The sequence below is a fragment of the Bacillus sp. ISL-35 genome, assembly GCF_018613355.1.
Taxonomy (GTDB): Bacteria; Bacillota; Bacilli; order Bacillales; family Cytobacillaceae; genus Mesobacillus.
In genome coordinates this window covers 515,639-532,273 of sequence record NZ_JAGGQK010000004.1, presented here as the reverse complement: position 1 = coordinate 532,273, position 16,635 = coordinate 515,639, and the positions used below count along the sequence as shown (strand labels likewise).

Annotated in this window: 17 protein-coding genes; 5 read left to right on the top strand and 12 right to left on the bottom strand. The window is 46.4% G+C overall.

Features of this window, described 5'->3' with window-relative positions; genetic code table 11:
• Positions 1–5: 5 nt before the first annotated feature.
• The 5 genes from thrB to yutH form a co-directional block, all read right to left on the bottom strand.
• Positions 6–959, bottom strand: a complete 954-nt coding sequence (gene thrB / locus J7E38_RS08565; RefSeq protein ID WP_214706535.1) for a homoserine kinase — start codon at positions 957–959, stop codon at positions 6–8.
• Complete coding sequence (thrC, locus tag J7E38_RS08560; protein ID WP_214706534.1) at positions 956–2,017, bottom strand: threonine synthase; 1,062 nt, start codon at positions 2,015–2,017, stop codon at positions 956–958. Before thrC ends, thrB begins: the two co-directional genes overlap by 4 nt.
• The gene (locus J7E38_RS08555; RefSeq protein ID WP_214706531.1) at positions 2,014–3,312 is read right to left on the bottom strand and encodes a homoserine dehydrogenase; all 1,299 of its coding nucleotides are present in this window, start codon (positions 3,310–3,312) and stop codon (positions 2,014–2,016) included. The genes thrC and J7E38_RS08555 overlap by 4 nt, the downstream gene beginning before the upstream one ends.
• A 187-nt stretch (positions 3,313–3,499) precedes the next feature.
• Positions 3,500–4,477, bottom strand: a complete 978-nt coding sequence (locus J7E38_RS08550) for a 2-hydroxyacid dehydrogenase (RefSeq protein WP_214706529.1) — start codon at positions 4,475–4,477, stop codon at positions 3,500–3,502.
• Between the two features lie 75 nt (positions 4,478–4,552).
• On the bottom strand, positions 4,553–5,560 hold the full coding sequence (gene yutH / locus J7E38_RS08545) for a spore coat putative kinase YutH (RefSeq protein WP_214706528.1): 1,008 nt from the start codon (positions 5,558–5,560) through the stop codon (positions 4,553–4,555).
• A 376-nt stretch (positions 5,561–5,936) separates the two neighbouring features.
• Here yutH and J7E38_RS08540 point away from each other — a divergent pair, with 376 nt between their 5' ends.
• The gene (locus tag J7E38_RS08540) at positions 5,937–6,419 is read left to right on the top strand and encodes a phosphatidylglycerophosphatase A family protein (protein WP_214706590.1); all 483 of its coding nucleotides are present in this window, start codon (positions 5,937–5,939) and stop codon (positions 6,417–6,419) included.
• A 46-nt stretch (positions 6,420–6,465) separates the two neighbouring features.
• Here J7E38_RS08540 and J7E38_RS08535 read toward each other — a convergent pair whose 3' ends face one another.
• The 3 genes from J7E38_RS08535 to J7E38_RS08525 form a co-directional block, all read right to left on the bottom strand.
• Entirely contained in the window at positions 6,466–7,230 is a 765-nt protein-coding gene (locus tag J7E38_RS08535; protein WP_214706527.1) for a TIGR01457 family HAD-type hydrolase, read from the bottom strand.
• Between the two features lie 160 nt (positions 7,231–7,390).
• Positions 7,391–7,828 carry a DUF86 domain-containing protein gene (locus J7E38_RS08530; protein WP_214706525.1) on the bottom strand — a complete coding sequence of 146 codons (438 nt, stop codon included), beginning with the start codon at positions 7,826–7,828 and terminating at the stop codon, positions 7,391–7,393.
• A gap of 22 nt (positions 7,829–7,850) precedes the next feature.
• Positions 7,851–9,086 carry an EAL domain-containing protein gene (locus J7E38_RS08525; RefSeq protein WP_214706522.1) on the bottom strand — a complete coding sequence of 412 codons (1,236 nt, stop codon included), beginning with the start codon at positions 9,084–9,086 and terminating at the stop codon, positions 7,851–7,853.
• A gap of 1,560 nt (positions 9,087–10,646) precedes the next feature.
• On the opposite strand from J7E38_RS08525, the gene J7E38_RS08520 reads away from it, so the two are divergent.
• Positions 10,647–10,913 (top strand): DUF3055 domain-containing protein, encoded by a 267-nt coding sequence (locus J7E38_RS08520; RefSeq protein ID WP_214706520.1) that lies wholly within the window; start codon positions 10,647–10,649, stop codon positions 10,911–10,913.
• Between the two features lie 77 nt (positions 10,914–10,990).
• Positions 10,991–11,278: a hypothetical protein gene (locus J7E38_RS08515; RefSeq protein ID WP_214706519.1), complete on the top strand. Its 288-nt coding sequence runs from the start codon at positions 10,991–10,993 to the stop codon at positions 11,276–11,278.
• Between the two features lie 51 nt (positions 11,279–11,329).
• Here J7E38_RS08515 and J7E38_RS08510 read toward each other — a convergent pair whose 3' ends face one another.
• Positions 11,330–11,620 carry a YutD family protein gene (locus J7E38_RS08510; protein WP_215038313.1) on the bottom strand — a complete coding sequence of 97 codons (291 nt, stop codon included), beginning with the start codon at positions 11,618–11,620 and terminating at the stop codon, positions 11,330–11,332.
• Between the two features lie 148 nt (positions 11,621–11,768).
• On the opposite strand from J7E38_RS08510, the gene J7E38_RS08505 reads away from it, so the two are divergent.
• On the top strand, positions 11,769–12,464 hold the full coding sequence (locus J7E38_RS08505; RefSeq protein WP_214706516.1) for a YhcN/YlaJ family sporulation lipoprotein: 696 nt from the start codon (positions 11,769–11,771) through the stop codon (positions 12,462–12,464).
• A gap of 52 nt (positions 12,465–12,516) precedes the next feature.
• On the opposite strand, the gene lipA is transcribed toward J7E38_RS08505, so the two are convergent.
• Positions 12,517–13,431, bottom strand: a complete 915-nt coding sequence (gene lipA, locus J7E38_RS08500) for a lipoyl synthase (RefSeq protein WP_214706515.1) — start codon at positions 13,429–13,431, stop codon at positions 12,517–12,519.
• Positions 13,432–13,731: 300 nt separating this feature from the next.
• Here lipA and J7E38_RS08495 point away from each other — a divergent pair, with 300 nt between their 5' ends.
• Positions 13,732–14,673 (top strand): M23 family metallopeptidase, encoded by a 942-nt coding sequence (locus J7E38_RS08495; protein WP_353049946.1) that lies wholly within the window; start codon positions 13,732–13,734, stop codon positions 14,671–14,673.
• A gap of 225 nt (positions 14,674–14,898) precedes the next feature.
• Here the strand turns inward: J7E38_RS08495 and J7E38_RS08490 are convergent, their stop codons facing one another.
• Both J7E38_RS08490 and J7E38_RS08485 read right to left on the bottom strand, forming a co-directional pair.
• Entirely contained in the window at positions 14,899–15,003 is a 105-nt protein-coding gene (locus tag J7E38_RS08490) for a methionine/alanine import family NSS transporter small subunit (protein ID WP_214706514.1), read from the bottom strand.
• Positions 15,003–16,514 (bottom strand): sodium-dependent transporter, encoded by a 1,512-nt coding sequence (locus J7E38_RS08485; RefSeq protein WP_214706512.1) that lies wholly within the window; start codon positions 16,512–16,514, stop codon positions 15,003–15,005. Before J7E38_RS08485 ends, J7E38_RS08490 begins: the two co-directional genes overlap by 1 nt.
• Positions 16,515–16,635 lie beyond the last annotated feature (121 nt).

Below are 16,635 nucleotides of genomic sequence, written 5' to 3'. Positions count from 1 at the left end.
TTGCCTTAAATGGCAAAACCGCTTTTTTTCATGCTGGAGCTGCACCCTGTCCGGTCGATTTTCAGATTCAAAATTCCCATTCCATCGACACACTGCTTCATTTTTTCCGTGACTTCCTCCCCTTGACCAGGTTCCGCCAGACACAATATTGAAGGGCCAGCCCCGCTCAGTGCCACGCCGAATGCGCCTGACTGGATGGCTTTTTCCTGTACATCATCAAAAAACGGCACAAGTTCTTTCCGGTATGGCTGATGGAACAGGTCGGCTGCCATCATCCTGCCTGCTAGCGGCCAGTTCTGTGTTATCAAAGCGGCAAGCAGCTGATTGGCAACAGCACTAGCCTGGACACTGCTCTGGAAGCCCATGGCTGAAGGCAGAACATCACGCGAAATTTCGGTCAACAATTCCTCCCTGGGGACAACCAGAATCGGGTCGAACTGAATCTGGTCCAGTACTGTCAGATCCACTTCATCTCCTATTTGGCTGCCCACCACTACTCCGCCGAAAAGGCTCGCTCCGGCATTATCCGGATGGCCTTCAAACCTGGCAGCGACCTGTAATTTTTCACGCGGTGACAATTCTAAACCGCAAAATTCATTGGCCAGCTCCACTCCGGCAACAATCGCCGCAGCGCTGGATCCAAGCCCTCTTGCCAGCGGAATGTCACTTTTGACAGACATGGAGAGCGGCGGCATTTTCTGCTTGTACATTAAAGCGGTTTTAAGTGCGACCTGGCAAATATAATTCTCTTCATCACGCGGAAAATCCGTTAGAGATGAAGAGAGGAACTCCACCTTCCACAGATCGCTTCGCTCAGCCTCGAGCTCGAGGTATAGATCCAATGCGACCGCAAGAGAATCAAAGCCAGGGCCAAGGTTCGCTGAGCTGGCCGGGACTTTTACCGCAAAAACTTGTCTTGCCGGAATCCCTGCAGCATGCGGTTCCTCCAGTCCATTCATTGTCTGACCACTCCCCTGATATGCTCGCTGACGATTCTCTCATCATTCGGAAGCAATACGGGTGAGATGGAACTGATATCGATGGCAGTAGAAGGGTCCTTCAAGCCATTTCCGGTCAGTACAGCAACAATCCGGGAACCTCGAGGAATTTCTCCCTGTTTCAGAAGCTTGTGGATCCCTGCCAATGAGGCACATGAACCAGGCTCAGCAAAAATCCCTTCTGTGGAGGCCAGTCGGCTATAGGCCTGCAAAATTTCTTCATCGGTAACGAAGTCGATTGTTCCTTCTGATTCATCCCTGGCAGCAACAGCCAGATTCCAGCTGGCAGGATTGCCAATTCGAATGGCTGTAGCGATGGTTTCTGGCTGCTCAATCGGTTTACCCTGCACGATTGCTGCCGCTCCTTCTGCCTCGAAACCGAACATCCTCGGCAAACCTGTCACCCTGCTGGCATCGTATTCTTTGAACCCTTTCCAGTAAGCACTGATATTCCCCGCATTCCCCACCGGAATCGCCAGAATATCTGGTGCTCCGCCCAGCTGGTCACAGATTTCGAAGGCAGCCGTTTTTTGGCCTTCGAGTCGATATGGATTGACCGAATTCACGAGCGTGACCGGTTCATTTTCGCTGATGGCCCTGACCATTTTCAATGCCTCGTCAAAATTCCCTTCGATTGACACGATGCTGGCGCCATACATCACTGCCTGTGCCAGTTTGCCCATCGCGATTTTTCCTTCGGGAATGACGATGATGCACCGCATTCCTGCTCTCGCCGCATATGCAGCTGCGGAAGCCGAGGTATTGCCTGTGGAAGCACAGATGACCGTATCACTGCCTTCCTCCTTGGCTTTCGCGACTGCCATCACCATGCCGCGGTCCTTGAATGAACCCGTCGGATTGGCTCCTTCCACTTTTACATGCAAATCTATGCCCCACTCCTCTGACAGCTGGTCAAGCCGGATCAGCGGAGTGTTTCCTTCATGCAGGGTCAGCATCGGAGTCAGACCATTGACTGGCAGGTATTCACGATATTCACTCAACAGCCCCTGCCATCTCATTGTTTGACACTCCCCTCAACTCTGTATGAGCTCTTGATTTCTTTCACAACCCTGAGGTCACGCAGCTCCATCAGGATAGTTTGATAGTCTTTGAGGGAAGCCCGATGGGTAACCACCACGATTTCCGCAAGTCCTTTTTCCTTCAAAGGCATCTGGAGGATTTTTTCAAAACTGGCATTATGTCTGGCGAACAGCGAGGTGACCTCTGAAAAGACACCAACTTCATCGTGGACATGGAGTCGGAGGAAATGCTTGGAGCTCACTTCTCCATCGTCCTTCAGCTGTTTCTCGTATTGAGGAGTGACCATGGAACGGCCATTCACACCAAGGCGCAGATTCTTGATGACGCCCACAAGGTCTGAAACGACAGCAGTGGCGGTTGGCAGACTGCCGGCACCCGGGCCGTAGAACATCGTCTCCCCGACCGCTTCACCGTACACATATACCGCATTGTACTCATTATTGACAGACGAAAGCGGATGGGACGATGGCAACAGCGCTGGTTCTACACATACCTCGACTTTGTCGCCTTCACGGACAGCGATTCCGAGCAATTTCATCGTATAGCCAAGCTGTCTGGCATACTGCAGGTCTTCCTCTGTGACTGAAGTGATTCCTTTCACTTTTACATCATCAAGGTCGATTTTCATCGAAAATCCAAGTGTACCCAGGATCGCCATCTTCCTTGCTGCATCAAGTCCTTCCACATCCGATGCCGGATTCGCCTCGGCATATCCCAGCTCTTGCGCTTCTTTCAGCACGCTGTCATATGGAAGTCCTTCCTGGCTCATTTTCGTTAAAATATAATTTGTTGTTCCATTCACAATTCCCATCATCTTTGTGATCCTGTCAGACGCAAGTCCGTCAACGAGGCTGCGTAAAATCGGGATCCCTCCAGCCACGCTCGCTTCATAAAATAGATCGCAGCCATTTTCACTCGCTGCAGTCAGCAGCTCTGAGCCGTGGACAGCCATCAAATCTTTGTTTGCTGTCACTACGTTCTTTTTGTTCCTCAGTGCCTGCAGCATATGTTCACGGGTATTCTCGATTCCGCCCATGACTTCAATCACTACTTCAATTTCCGGATCCTCGATGATGTCCGCTGGATCCATCGTCAGGAGAGATGGGTCCACCTTTACCGATCTTTCCTTTTCTACATCCTGGACGAGGATTTTCTTTACCTTCACCGGGCAACCCACCTGGTGCATCAATTTATCCTGGTGGTTCTCAATGATTCTCACTACCCCCGACCCTACTGTTCCCAATCCAAGAAGCCCTACCGAGATTGCCTGCATTTTCTCTTCCCCTCTCTCTTTGTCTTTTCTAAAAATACACTTGTTTTTGTATAGTAGACATTATATAGACGACCAACCGCTTTTACAAGGGATATTTAGGTAGTTTTTCTTCATGAAAACGCTTAATCACAAGGGGCTCTAAGTGTAAAAAAAAATCCTTCCCTGCATGAAGGGAAGGATCAATGAATTATTGAAGCACTTCTTTATTAACAATCGTCTTTGGACTGTCTCCAGTGAGGACAGCTTTGACATTTGTGCAGCAAAGCTTGATCATCGTTGTCCTCGTCTCTGTGCTTGCGGATCCAATATGCGGGATTGCTGTCACATTAGGAAGTTCAAGCAGCGGATGGTCTGTTGAAATGGGTTCTTTTTCAAAAACATCAAGCCCTGCACCGGCAATCTCTCCGCTTTTCAGCGCTTCGTATAATGCCTGCTCGTCCACAACCGGGCCGCGTCCGGCATTGATGAAAATCGCATTTTTTTTCATTTTCGCAAAAACCTCTGCGGTAAAAAGATTTCTCGTTTCGTCTGTCAGCGGTGCGAGTGAAACCACATAATCAGCCTTTGATACAAGATCCTCGAATGAACTGTAGACAGCGCCAATCTCCTTTTCCGCTTCCGGTTTGCGGGAACGGTTATGGTAAAGAATATCCATCCCAAACCCTTTCGCACGGCGGGCAACAGCCTCACCAATTTTCCCCATGCCGACGATCCCGATCGTCTTTCCATACACATCATGCCCTGCAAGCAGGTACGGGCTCCAGCCTTCCCACTTACCAGCTTTGATATAATCAGCTGCTTCGACAATGCGCCTTGCCGCAGCCATCAACAAAGCAAAGGTAAGATCAGCGGTTGTCTCGGTCAGCACATCAGGTGTATTGGTCACAATGATTCCGCGCTCGGTGGCTGCTTTAAGATCGATATTGTCAAAACCGACAGCCAGGTTGGCGACGACTTTCAGGTTTTTACCAGCTGACAGCAGTTCCTCGTCAATTTTATCAGACAGCATCGTGATCATCCCACTGGCTTTTTTGGCTTCAGCAAGCATTACCTCCCTCGGGGCAGGGATATCTTCATGCTCCCACATCTTCACCTCAAATTGCTCGGTGAGCTCTACAATCGTTTCTTCAGGCAGTCTCCTGGTGATAAAAATATACGGCTTCATAGTCTGGCTCCTTTTTGAAAGCGTTTAATATAATAGAATAATATTTATTCTATCACATTTCCGCAAAAGCTTCGACTACCGTAATAACCAGTCAACCGGGGGAAGCTTCGCCATTTTTACAGGGGCTTCACCAATCTGGTAAAAATGGCTTAAAAAACGTTCGTAATCACTGCTTTGGTCGAGATACTTCCGCAAACGGTCCTCGAGCTGGCGCTTTGTTTGTTCAGATTGAGTAATATAGTAATTCTCTACAACCTCATAGTAGTGAAGCGGGAACAGCAGCCTCGAGTACAGAAGTCTCCACGAAAACGGCGACAGCACCGTCACGCTCTGATACTCGGCAAGGAAGTTTTTTACTTCCGGCTGGTTCGTCTGGATATTAGCAAAATAACGCTCCCTCACCCACTCAGCCAGATCGCGGCTTCCATGGTCGAATACCCATTCAAATGGATTTTTGACAAAATACGGCCCTCTCCAGACTGTATTGGTAAAACGCTCATGGCATACAGTCCCGTGGTCGACCCTAGTCGGCTTATCATCGATCTCCGTATCGGCAAGATATTGAATGGCATTTTCCGATAATCCCATATAATACGGAAAAGACTCCATGAACATTCTCTCAAAGTCGTTCTCAGGCTCAGTATAAAGTTTTCCGCTCCATACCTTTTCCATCTGGTCGAGCCGCTTTTCCCACAGCTGTTTCCACTGTCCGACCCTGTTCATGCTTTCAACCTTGAAGGGAATCTGCCGTCCTCTTGTATGGAACCTTGCCAGCTTCCTGCCTGTTCGCAGTTTTTCCGGCATCGGTGCGGCACGATTCTGCAGCACACAGTACTTCCTTCCCTCCCATTCGCAAATCTGCCGCCCCTCCTTGTCCGTCAGCACCCTCGAAACGTTGCGGTCACCCGCTTTTTGCATATGGTCAGCGATTCTCGAAAGCTCGCTTATCTCTTGCTCTTTTGACCCGTTAGCGTCCATAATCAAATAAAGCCCTTCATTCTGTTTATATCCATGATATCTACCAAGAGATACTTCTGAATCCGGAAAAATCCCATATACTTCTTTTAACATCTTTTGAAACATCAAACAGCACCTCTTTCCAAGCCATTCTTTTACAAATATATGTACCGGACTGCAAAACAATGAAATGAATAACTGCCTTCATTCTGGAAATGATTTAAAGGAATGAATTCTTTCACTAAAACGGATTAAGCGGAATAATTTAGGTTAAATAGGATATGAAGAAAGCTATTAGAAAAGCGTAAGCGCCTTGGTCAGCCCCGACAAGCGTTGGAGGGCTGACCGGTGAAGTCGTTCTTTGACTTCATTGGGCAGACCGAAACGTCTCGAGGGGCTAGGCGCTGGAGCTAGACAATTTTCAAAGTGAGATACACGCTTTATTACCTGAAATAAAAACAGAAAGGTGATGCAGATGTTAGAAAAGAAACGCGCCATTCATATGACAGAGGAAACTGCCCGGAAGTGGCTTCACGAACGCGGGGTTGAAATAGAAGATATTGCGAAACTTGTGTTCTTCTTGCAGGAGAAGTACCATCCGAACCTTCAGATGGAGGACTGCATCCAGAATGTCGAACGAGTACTATCCAAACGTGAGGTCCAGAATGCCATCCTGACAGGAATCCAGCTTGATATCCTTGCAGAGCAGAAGAAGCTTGGCGAACCGCTCCAATCCATCATTGAAACAGATGAGAGCCTGTATGGCGTGGATGAGATCCTCGCGTTCTCAATCGTCAATATTTATGGTTCGATTGGATTCACGAACTACGGGTTCATTGATAAAGCAAAACCGGGAATCCTTGAGCTCCTTAATGATAAAGAAAAGTCAGGCAAATGCCATACGTTCCTAGATGATATTGTGGGAGCTGTTGCGGCGGCTGCTTCAAGCCGACTTGCCCACAGAGCAGCAAATATTGAGGACTAAAAATAAAGGGACTTGCACCTGAGATGGCGCAAGTCCCTTTTGTTTTTTATACTTCCCAGTCGTCCAGTGAATCGACGGTATAGGTTGGCATTTCATCGTAGCCTTTAAGCAATTCTTTCGTTGTGACCCCTGTGTGTACAAGGAGCGTATCCATTCCGGCTCTCATGCCGGCAAGAATGTCGGTATCATAATAGTCCCCGACCATCAGCGTCTCATCCTTTGCCGTTCCCAGGACCTTCAATGCCTGTTCCATAATCACTGATTCCGGCTTGCCAATGAAAATCGGATCTGTTTGTGTGGAAACAGCGATGACGGATGTCAGCGAACCATTTCCCGGAAGCAGGCCGCGTTCTGTCGGAATCGCGATATCTCCGTTGGTCGAAATGAAGGTGGCGCCGTTCCTGACTGCCAGGCAGCCTACAGCCAGCTTTTCATAGGTAATGCCGCGATCGATTCCGGAAACGACGAAATCCGCGTCTTCCCCTGCGAATTTTAGGCCCTTTTCCTCAATGGCTGTCTGGATTCCCTCTTCGCCAATCACGTATACAGTCGCATCTTGCTTTTGCTCATAAATGTAGTTGGCCGTTGCCTGGCTAGTCGTAAAAACCTGTTCCTCAGTCGTTGGGATATCAAAGCTGCGCAGCTTTTCCGCCACCTGGGCCGGTGTACGCGATGAATTGTTCGTGACAAATAAATAAGGGATTTCAGCTGCAATCAGCCTTTTTATAAAATCCGAAGCCGCCTCGATCCGCTCTGAGCCCCTGTACATCGTTCCATCCAAATCTATCAGATAGCCTTTATATTTTTTCATGATGATCACTCCTATGAATAATGTTCCCTTGTTGTGCGAAAACGAATACTCCCATTTTATTAAAGTCGAGCAGGCAGTGCAAAGGACAAAGCTCACTGCAAAGAAAAAGAGACCGACTGATGAACTGCTCTGTCCATCTGATCGGTCTCTTCTTCCAGCTTTACTTTTTAAAAGCGGAAACCGGGCCCAGTTCATTCGTTAAATATTCCCTGACCTTTTCCGGAAACAGCTTGAGTTGCGGAAGTTCGGATTTGAAAGTTTGGATCAGGCTTTCATGGTCCACGTCCGTATATTGCTGGACGAGCATCTTCCTGAACAGGACGATTTTTTTCAAGCTTGCACTCAGCTCTGGTGTCACGACTTTTTCATCATCGAGGATGTCGATGATGTCTTCATAGCTTCCCGGGTCGCGCATGATGAAGCCATCAATCATCGCATTGCCCACATCAAGAACGCCCTCCACCATCGTATGCGCCGCACGCTCGAGAGCTGCTTTTTCCATAGGCGTTTCCCATGATTCATTGCTTTCAAAAAAATCAATCTGCCTGTTCAAAAAATGTAATGTTTGTTCAATTTGATCCCTGTCGACAAAATACATTCCTAATCACCTCTCAAAGATGCTAGACGGTTTTCAATAATCCGGGTCGGGCGTAAAAATAACCTTGCGCCAGTTCAACCTTGTTCCGCGAAAGGACTGAAGCTTCATGCTCGTTTTCGATTCCTTCAGCTATGACAGTAGAGCCCGCTTCCCTTGCAACAAGCAGAAGCCCCTTCAGCATCGACTCTTTTACAGAGTTCTTGTCGATGTTTTGGATGACGGATCTGTCGATCTTGATGACATCCGGCATGATCTCACTGATAGTATTCAGGCTGGCATATCCCGCTCCGGTATCATCAACCGCAATCTTGATACCCATTCCTCTTAACACCTTTATATTATAGATAAAATTGTCGATTCCCTCAATCGAGTCCCGTTCGGTGATTTCCAGGGTGATCTGATTCGGCTTGATGTCTTCATAAGATTTCATCATCGTTTTCAGGTCACGGACGAACCGGAAATTGCCAAGCGTGATCGGCGTAAAATTAATGAAGATATCATCCAGGCAGCCGGTTGACGTGATTTGGTCAAGCGTTTTCCTCAGGACGATCATTTCAAGCTCATACAGCATATTCGTTTGCCTTGCGACTGAAAAAAGCTGCAGGGGACTCTCGAGGGCAGTCCCTTCCGGACCACGGGTCAGCATCTCCCATGCGCGCACTTCCTTGGTGGCGACGTCAATAATCGGCTGCGCCAGAAGCTTGATATTTTGCTGGGAGATGATTTTGTTCATCTCATACACCATTTCATTGAATTCCGTCTGGATTCGTTTTTCAGCCATCGCAAACGCCTGCTGGTGAGCCTTCAAGACCGCTTCATGCACGGAACCTACTGATTTATCGATGAAAATGAATCCTGTGTCAAAGGTTGGCTGGACAGTAGGATACTCATGAAAAATCCTGCTTTCCGCTTCCCTGAGGATTTTCTTCATCTTCGCATCAATCTCCGAGATACAATGCCTGTTATGGTCAATCCGCATAAACAGGCTAAGGCTGTCACTATAATAATCATGCAGGACAATCATGTCCTCTTTTTCAATTTCCAATTCAATGACTGCTTTGAAATGACGCTTCAAAGCCTTATGGTACTTCCACGTCTCCTCACCAAGCTGAGCCGCCAGCTCGCGGTGATTTTTAATCGTATAGGCAATGACTGCCACTTCACATCCACTGTTGAAAGCCTTCTTCACCCCGGCTACAACAGGATCCCTCAAGATGAACTGAGGCGGATAATAACAAAGCGATGAATGAGGCAACATTATTTTCCCCCAACCAAGCAGGTTGTCCAATATGCTAGTAACACGGCGGGCCATAGGTTTCAATCCTCTCAGACGATGACTAGAACTTTTTCTTAATTGTACCATATTTCGCTAAAATAGACCTTTTTTCCTAGATAGTTATTTCAAAATATTTTTACTCTTTGGATGGTGGAAATATTGGGAAGGGTTGATTTACGTCTGAATTCTTGTTTGATTGTGACAGGTTTGCTTGCTTCTCTCTTAAACTTGTCCGAATTACGGGGTTTTTTTGACAGCTTTTACTGCTTCTCCTCCAAACCTGTCAAAATAACGGCGCTTTCTTGACAACTTTTCTTGTTACTCCTTCGATCCTGTCAAAATAACGTCACTTTCTTGACAGCTTTTCTTGTTTCTCCCTCAAACCTGTCAGAATTACGAGCTTTTTTTGACAGCTTTTCTTATTCTTTTCCCAAACCTGTCCGAACTTGGTGCTACTTCAGACAACTTTTCTTATTCATCCACCTAAGCTGTCCGAAATCGGGGCTACTTCGGACAGCTTTCCTTGTTCTCCCTCCAAACCTGTCTGAAACGGGTGCTACTTCGGACAGCTTTCCTTGTTCTCCCTCCTAAGCTGTCCGAACTTGGTGCTACTTCAGACAGCTTTTCTTGTTCTCCCTCCTAAGCTGTCCGAACTCGGGGCTACTTCGGACAGCTTTTCTTGTTCTCCCTCCTAAGCTGTCCGAACTGGATCGCTACTTCGGACAACTTTTCTTGTTCTCCCTCCTAAGCTGTCCGAACTGGACGCTACTTCGGACAGCTTTCCTTGTTCTCCCTCCTAAGCTGTCCGAACTTGGTGCTACTTCAGACAGCTTTTCTTGTTCTCCCTCCTAAGCTGTCCGAACTGGACGCTACTTCGGACAACTTTTCTTGTTCTTCCTCCAAAGCTGTCCGAACTCAAGTGCTACTTCGGACAGCTTTCCTTGTTCTCCCTCTTAAGCTGTCCGAACTCGGGGTTACTTCGGACAGCTTTTCTTGTTCATCCGCCCAAGCTGTCCGAACTCGGGGCTACTTCGGACAGCTTTCCTTGTTCTCCCTCCCAAGCTGTCCGAACTCAAGGCTACTTCGGACAGCTTTCCTTGTTCTCCCTCCTAAGCTGTCCGAACCGGGTGCTACTTCGGACAGCTTTTCTTGTTCTCCCTCCTAAGCTGTCCGAACACGCGCTGCTCCGGACAACTCCACCTGCTCTTCCGCCAAACCTGTCCGAACTCGCAACTGCTTTCACCCAACTTCACCTGTTCTCCCACAAACCTGTCCGAACTTCAGCTTGCTGTTAAACCATTTCCCTTCTAATCCAGTTTGAAATAGGCCTTTCGTAATTTCCTGCAAAGATAAATTCAGAAATAAAAGTTTTTCTGGTAAGATTGATGGTGGGTGAGAATGCTGTCGAAAATGGAGGAGAGACATTTGGAACACGAATTGGCACTGTCCGCTACATCACAGCACATCATCATCTCAAACACAAGCTGCATCTTGTGATGATTTAGAAAATACATACTTTTTACAGCACATAGGAGGTTCACGATGACGGAACAATTTTTTTTATACGATGAAACAGAAGCTACAAAAACGCGCTATGTCAGCTTTGTGGGGGAGAACCAGCGCTTTGATCTCGCCATCTTGCAGACAGGAAGATATTACGGCAAGAGCATCGTGATGGATATCCAGGGAAGCCGATTTGCAATCCTTGGCCACGATGACCTTGATGAAGAAGGCTATCTTGAATATGCCTATAACTTATCCGAAGAAGATGCGGAAGAACTTCGCTCATTCCTAAGGCCAATCCTTTAATCTGGAACGAACTGTTTGTTTGATTTGTCTTTTCGAAGAAATACTAAAAAGACAACAAACAAAAGAGGGTGAGTTTCATGAGCAAGGAAGACAGTGAAAAGTACTCTGATTTTTCGAATGTAGAAAAGCAAAAGAACTATATAACAGCTGAAGACTTTCCTGAGGGGCCGTACGGGTCGCCATTCCGGGAAAACGAACCGGTTGAGGGCAAAAGCACACCATGGCGTGAGGGACAGCGTACGTACAGCAATTTCAATTATGAGTTCAAATCTCTTCATCAGGGAACGCCAAGAAAAGAAGCAGGCGCCCATCCAACCCATGATGATCCGAGCGAAAGTGAACAGCCGCCATATAGCGACCTCTAAAAAAGAAATGCTCCAATCGTCAGGATTGGAGCATTTCTTCGTTTTTCTATTCTATTTGTCCTGGCTTTGCTTTGCCACTTTCTTGGCGACAAAATAGGCACAGCCAAAATTGCAGTACTCATATAAGTATTCGCTTACCGTACTGATTTTCGTATCGAATGTTGATTTCTGGTTCTGGTCATCAAAAAAACCTCTTAAGCGAAGCTGCCCATATCCCCAGTCGCCAACTATATAGTCATATTTCGTCAGAATCTCGCTGTATCTGGCGCGAAATGCTTCCTCATTAAAGCCATTCCGTCCTTCATCCACTATTTCATAACAAAGATTATTGATGCAAATCATTGGTAGGTCCACCTCTTTTTCCATAACGGTCTGTCTTGATCACCAAGTACACGCACCTGCGCTTTTCTTAATTATAACTTATTCCCCATCAATTACTAAGCAAAAAAAATAATTTTGGAGCCATTCTAATCATTAGGGGGTGTTTAAATTGAAAAAAGCATTAATGGCTCTTGGTATTTGCGGAACTGTGGCTATGACTGGCTGTGGTGCGGGCGATAATAATGCCTCACCAGACGGCCGTGATGGCGGGGCAGGAATTTATCAACAGAGCGGGAATACACTGAATGTAAACGACAACCGTCCAGAATTATATAATGAAAATGGCAAAAGTTTGCGGGACAGAAGCGAAGACTTCGGATATGTTCGCCATCAAAAAACAGGTGTAATGGGTGCCGATAACATGCAAAATGCATACCAGGCGATCGACCGTGAACAAATTGCTGACATGATCAGCAGATTCAGCCTGATGGCACAGAATGTAGATGATGTGTCTACTCTTGTGACAGATGAAGAAGTGCTGATTGTCTACGCAACCGATTCCCCAAACCGCAATGAGACTGCAGATCAGGTGAAGCGGATGGCTATGTCAGTCGTTCCGCGCTGGTTCCATGTATACGTTTCAGACGACACAAGCCTGCGCAAAGAAGTCGAGAACTATGCCACACTCGATACTGATAGCCGTAATGTCAGCGACCAGATTGATGGCCTAATCAAGCAGATGCTTAAATCGCCTCAAGGGCGCCCTATGAGCTCAGGTGAAAATGCCAATGGAGAGGCAAAAGGGGAGCTGAACGAAGAAACGGACAAGGACGATCTGTCAACACAGATGAAAAAGGGTCAATAACGAAAAGAGTTCAGCCTGTTTTATGCTGAACTCTTCTTTAGGCTTTTAAGAATTATGCCTGCTGTGCTTCCTGCTCTGCAAGCTGTTGTTTATGCTTTGCAGCTGAGTTGACTTGCTCATCGGCATGGTAGGATGAACGGACAAGAGGTCCAGCTTCACAATGGCTGAAGCCTTTCTCGAGCGCGATTTCCCTTAACTCGGCAAATTCATCCGGATGATAGTACTTCTGCACCTCTAGATGCTTTTTGGAAGGCTGCAAATACTGGCCCAGTGTAAGGATGTCCACATTGTTTGCACGCAGATCATCCATTGCTTCGATCAATTCTTCCTTCGTTTCTCCCAGTCCAACCATGATGCTTGACTTCGTCGGAATATCCGGCTGCATTTCTTTTGCACGGCGCAGAAATTCCAGTGAACGCTCATATGTAGCACGCGCACGGATTCTCGGTGTCAGGCGCTTAACTGTCTCGACATTGTGGTTCAGAATATCTGGACGCGCATCCATCAGCATCTGCAGGTTTTCGATCACGCCGCCCATATCAGAAGGCAATACTTCAATAGAGGTGAACGGATTTTTCCTGCGGATGGCTCTTACAGTCTCAGCAAATACAGCAGCTCCCCCATCCTTCAGATCATCGCGGGCTACAGCTGTGACGACGACATGCTTAAGGTTCATAAGGGTAACGGAATCCGCGACTCTTTCCGGCTCCTGCCAGTCAAGCTCAGTAGGCAGTCCCGTTTTTACAGCACAAAAACGGCATGCACGCGTACATACATCGCCAAGGATCATGAAGGTCGCAGTCCGTCTAACCGCCCAGCATTCATGGATGTTCGGGCATTTTGCTTCTTCACATACAGTATGTAGATTTTTTTCGCGCATCATCTTTTTTAAGCCCGTATAGTTTTCGTTCGTATTTAACTTTATTTTCAGCCAATCAGGCTTTCTCTGTACCTCTTTTTTGCTCATTATTTTCACTCCATTCCTGCTGCACTTCCTCAAGAACACCATGAAAAAATCAAGGCTGGCATACAGCTTCTGATGTCACTTTAACATAATGGAATACTATCGACAAGTACGATAACTTTGCGATTACCATTATTTGATATTTATGAAAAACCCCCATCATCGCAAACTAACAGAAGTCAAGCAAAAGCAGATTTCATACGCTTGAGCTGGAAATTAAAGGAGTAAAATCATGAAGGGAGGATTACGGTGAAATTCCTTAAAGCAGTTATCGTTCTTTTTTTCCTTTACCCTGTCCTTTCTGTGGATCTCGCGTCTGCAGCTGAGCAGGAACAGGATATTTATAAAAAGAGAATGGATCTATACACCCAAGTTGAAGCGGTTACCCAGATTCCCTGGTATTATATTGCTGCGGTGGATCAATATGAACGGAATGTCCGCCAGGCAAGAAAGGACTTGCCCAAAGCTGAAGGAACTGCCGGAATTTATTTTAAGCCGGAAGAGTGGGCTGGACTTCTGAATCCAAATCTGGAGGATGACAATCCGGTCTCGATACAATTTTTCAATGGAATCGGGTTTGATGGAAACGGTGACGGCAAAGCAAGCCTGAAGGATGATGAAGACGTATTGCAGGCATTCGCCCAATATCTCCTGAATTACGGTACAGACCATGAGAATATTAAAATTGGCCTCTGGAATTACTATAAACGCGATAAGACGGTCGGAATCATCATCGGAAAAGCCATGATCTACAAGCATTTTGGGCGTTTGGACCTTGATACGCATGTCTTTCCTCTCCCGCTGCGGAGCAATCACAGCTATAACAACACATGGGGAGATGCTCGTGGATGGGGCGGCAGAAGAATCCATGAAGGAACGGATATTTTCGCCGGCTATGGAGTGCCAGTCCGAGCGACAGGGTATGGCATCATTGAAATGAAAGGCTGGAACAAATATGGCGGATGGCGGGTAGGCATCCGTGATATAAATAATACCTACCATTATTTTGCCCATCTTAGCGGATTTGCCAAGGACCTTAAAGTAGGGCAGATCGTCGAGCCTGGAACTGTCATAGGCGGTGTGGGCAGCTCCGGGTACGGGCCGCCGGGAACAAGCGGAAAATTCCCGCCGCATCTTCATTACGGCATGTACAAGGACAATGGCTATACCGAATGGTCCTTCGATCCATACCCTCATTTGAAGTTATGGTCCAGGCAGGAACGAGCGAGACTCAGGAATAAGTAAGAAAGGTGCCCCACTTTTGGGGCTTTTTTTGAAAGCAGCGTGATTATTCCTACATTCAAACTTTTGCCACTCTCCTTGGTTTCAGACTGCCACATGAGTGTTCTGTGACCAAATTCTTTGCAAAATAGAACTCTCGCTGTACCTCAGTATAAAGACAAAAGGATCCGGAATGTACATTCCGGATCCTTCTTGTATAAGGCCATCACTTAGGATCGCCTGTGTATATTAAGATGAACGTGATTTTTTTGCTGCATGCAGCACGCTGACAACCAGGCCGCCCCAAATGATTCCAATTCCAAGTACCATCATTACGATTGAACTAGCATCCATTATTTAGAGACCCCCTCGTCTTGTGGAACTTCATGTAGAGTATTATCCCATTTCTTTACATACTTGAAAACAAATCCTACTAACAGTGCAGCGAATGCCACAAGCCAACCATAATAGAAGTTGAACGATTCCGGATAACCGCCATAGCTCGTTTTTAAATCAGTTAGGATGTTCATAACCATCATGATACCCAGAACAACAGGTGTGACGTATTTTAAACAAATATTCCACCAGCTGCCCAGCTGGATATCTGAAACAGCATCCGCATGGCTTCTTAAGTTGTTCAATTCCTTGGCAACCCAAGCTACTATGATGATTTCAACAAATCCGGCTGCAACTACACCATAGTTATTGATGAAAGCATCTACTGTGTCTAGGAAGTTAAGTCCGCCTTGAGTAGCAAAAAGGATTGAAATCAGAGCTGAAAGACCGCCTCCAATGACAACTGCTTTATTACGGGAAACATTGAACTTATCTTGAATCCCAGCTACATATGTTTCGACGATAGAAATTAGAGATGTTAATCCAGCTAGCGTCAAACTTACGAAGAATAAGACACCAAATGCCGCGCTGAATGCAGGCAGTTCATTTATAATCTGCGGGAAGACTGCAAACGCCAAAATGACTCCTTTGCTGACCACTTCGTCAATTGGCACTCCCTGCTGGCTTGCCATGAAGCCTAATGCTGCGAAGACTCCGATCCCAGCTAACACTTCGAATGATGAGTTAGCGAAGCCGGTAATAAATGCATTATTTGTGATATCAGATTTTTTTGGCAGATAACTTGAATAAGTAATCATGATTGCAAATGCAATGGATAAACTGAAGAAAATCTGCCCATATGCTGCTACCCAAACTTTTCCATTCAAGATTTGTCCCCAGTCAGGCTTGAAGAATGCATTGACTCCATCAATGGCTCCATCCAGGGTTAAAGCACGTACAACAATAATTAAGAATAAAATGACAAGTGTTGGAATAAATACTTTATTTGCTGCTTCAATACCCTTTTTAACACCTTTGAAAAGAATGCCAAGTGTGATTACCCATACAATAATCAATGGAACAAATACTCCAGGAACAAGGCTTCCAACATCTCCTGCATCTACTACTTTCAAGTAATCTCCAACAAGGAAAGTCAGTGGATCATCGCCCCACTGCTTGCTTAGAGAAAAATAGGCGTAAGACATAGCCCAGGCAATGATGACCGCATAATAGGTTGAGATGACAAATGAAATAGCCAATTGCCACCATCCAAGCCACTCTGAACCTTTCTTTAATTTCGCAAAGCTCAATGGTGAAGAACCACGATACTTATGGCCAATGGTGAATTCCATGATTAATAGCGGAATCCCTGCGGTTAGTAATGCGAATAGATATGGAAGGAAGAAGGCCCCTCCTCCGTTCTCATAAGCTACACCCGGGAAGCGCCAAATATTTCCCAACCCGACTGCCGAACCTACCGCGGCAAGAATGAAACCTGCCCTCGTGCCCCACTGTGGACGATTTTCCATTTTTAATCCCCCTTGCCTTCTAACCACCTGGAAAATATCGATGAATTAGAAAGTTTTATATTTTCAGATTATTTAGTCTAGAAATAGTATAGCTAGTTTTTTAGGGCTTGTCAAAATATTA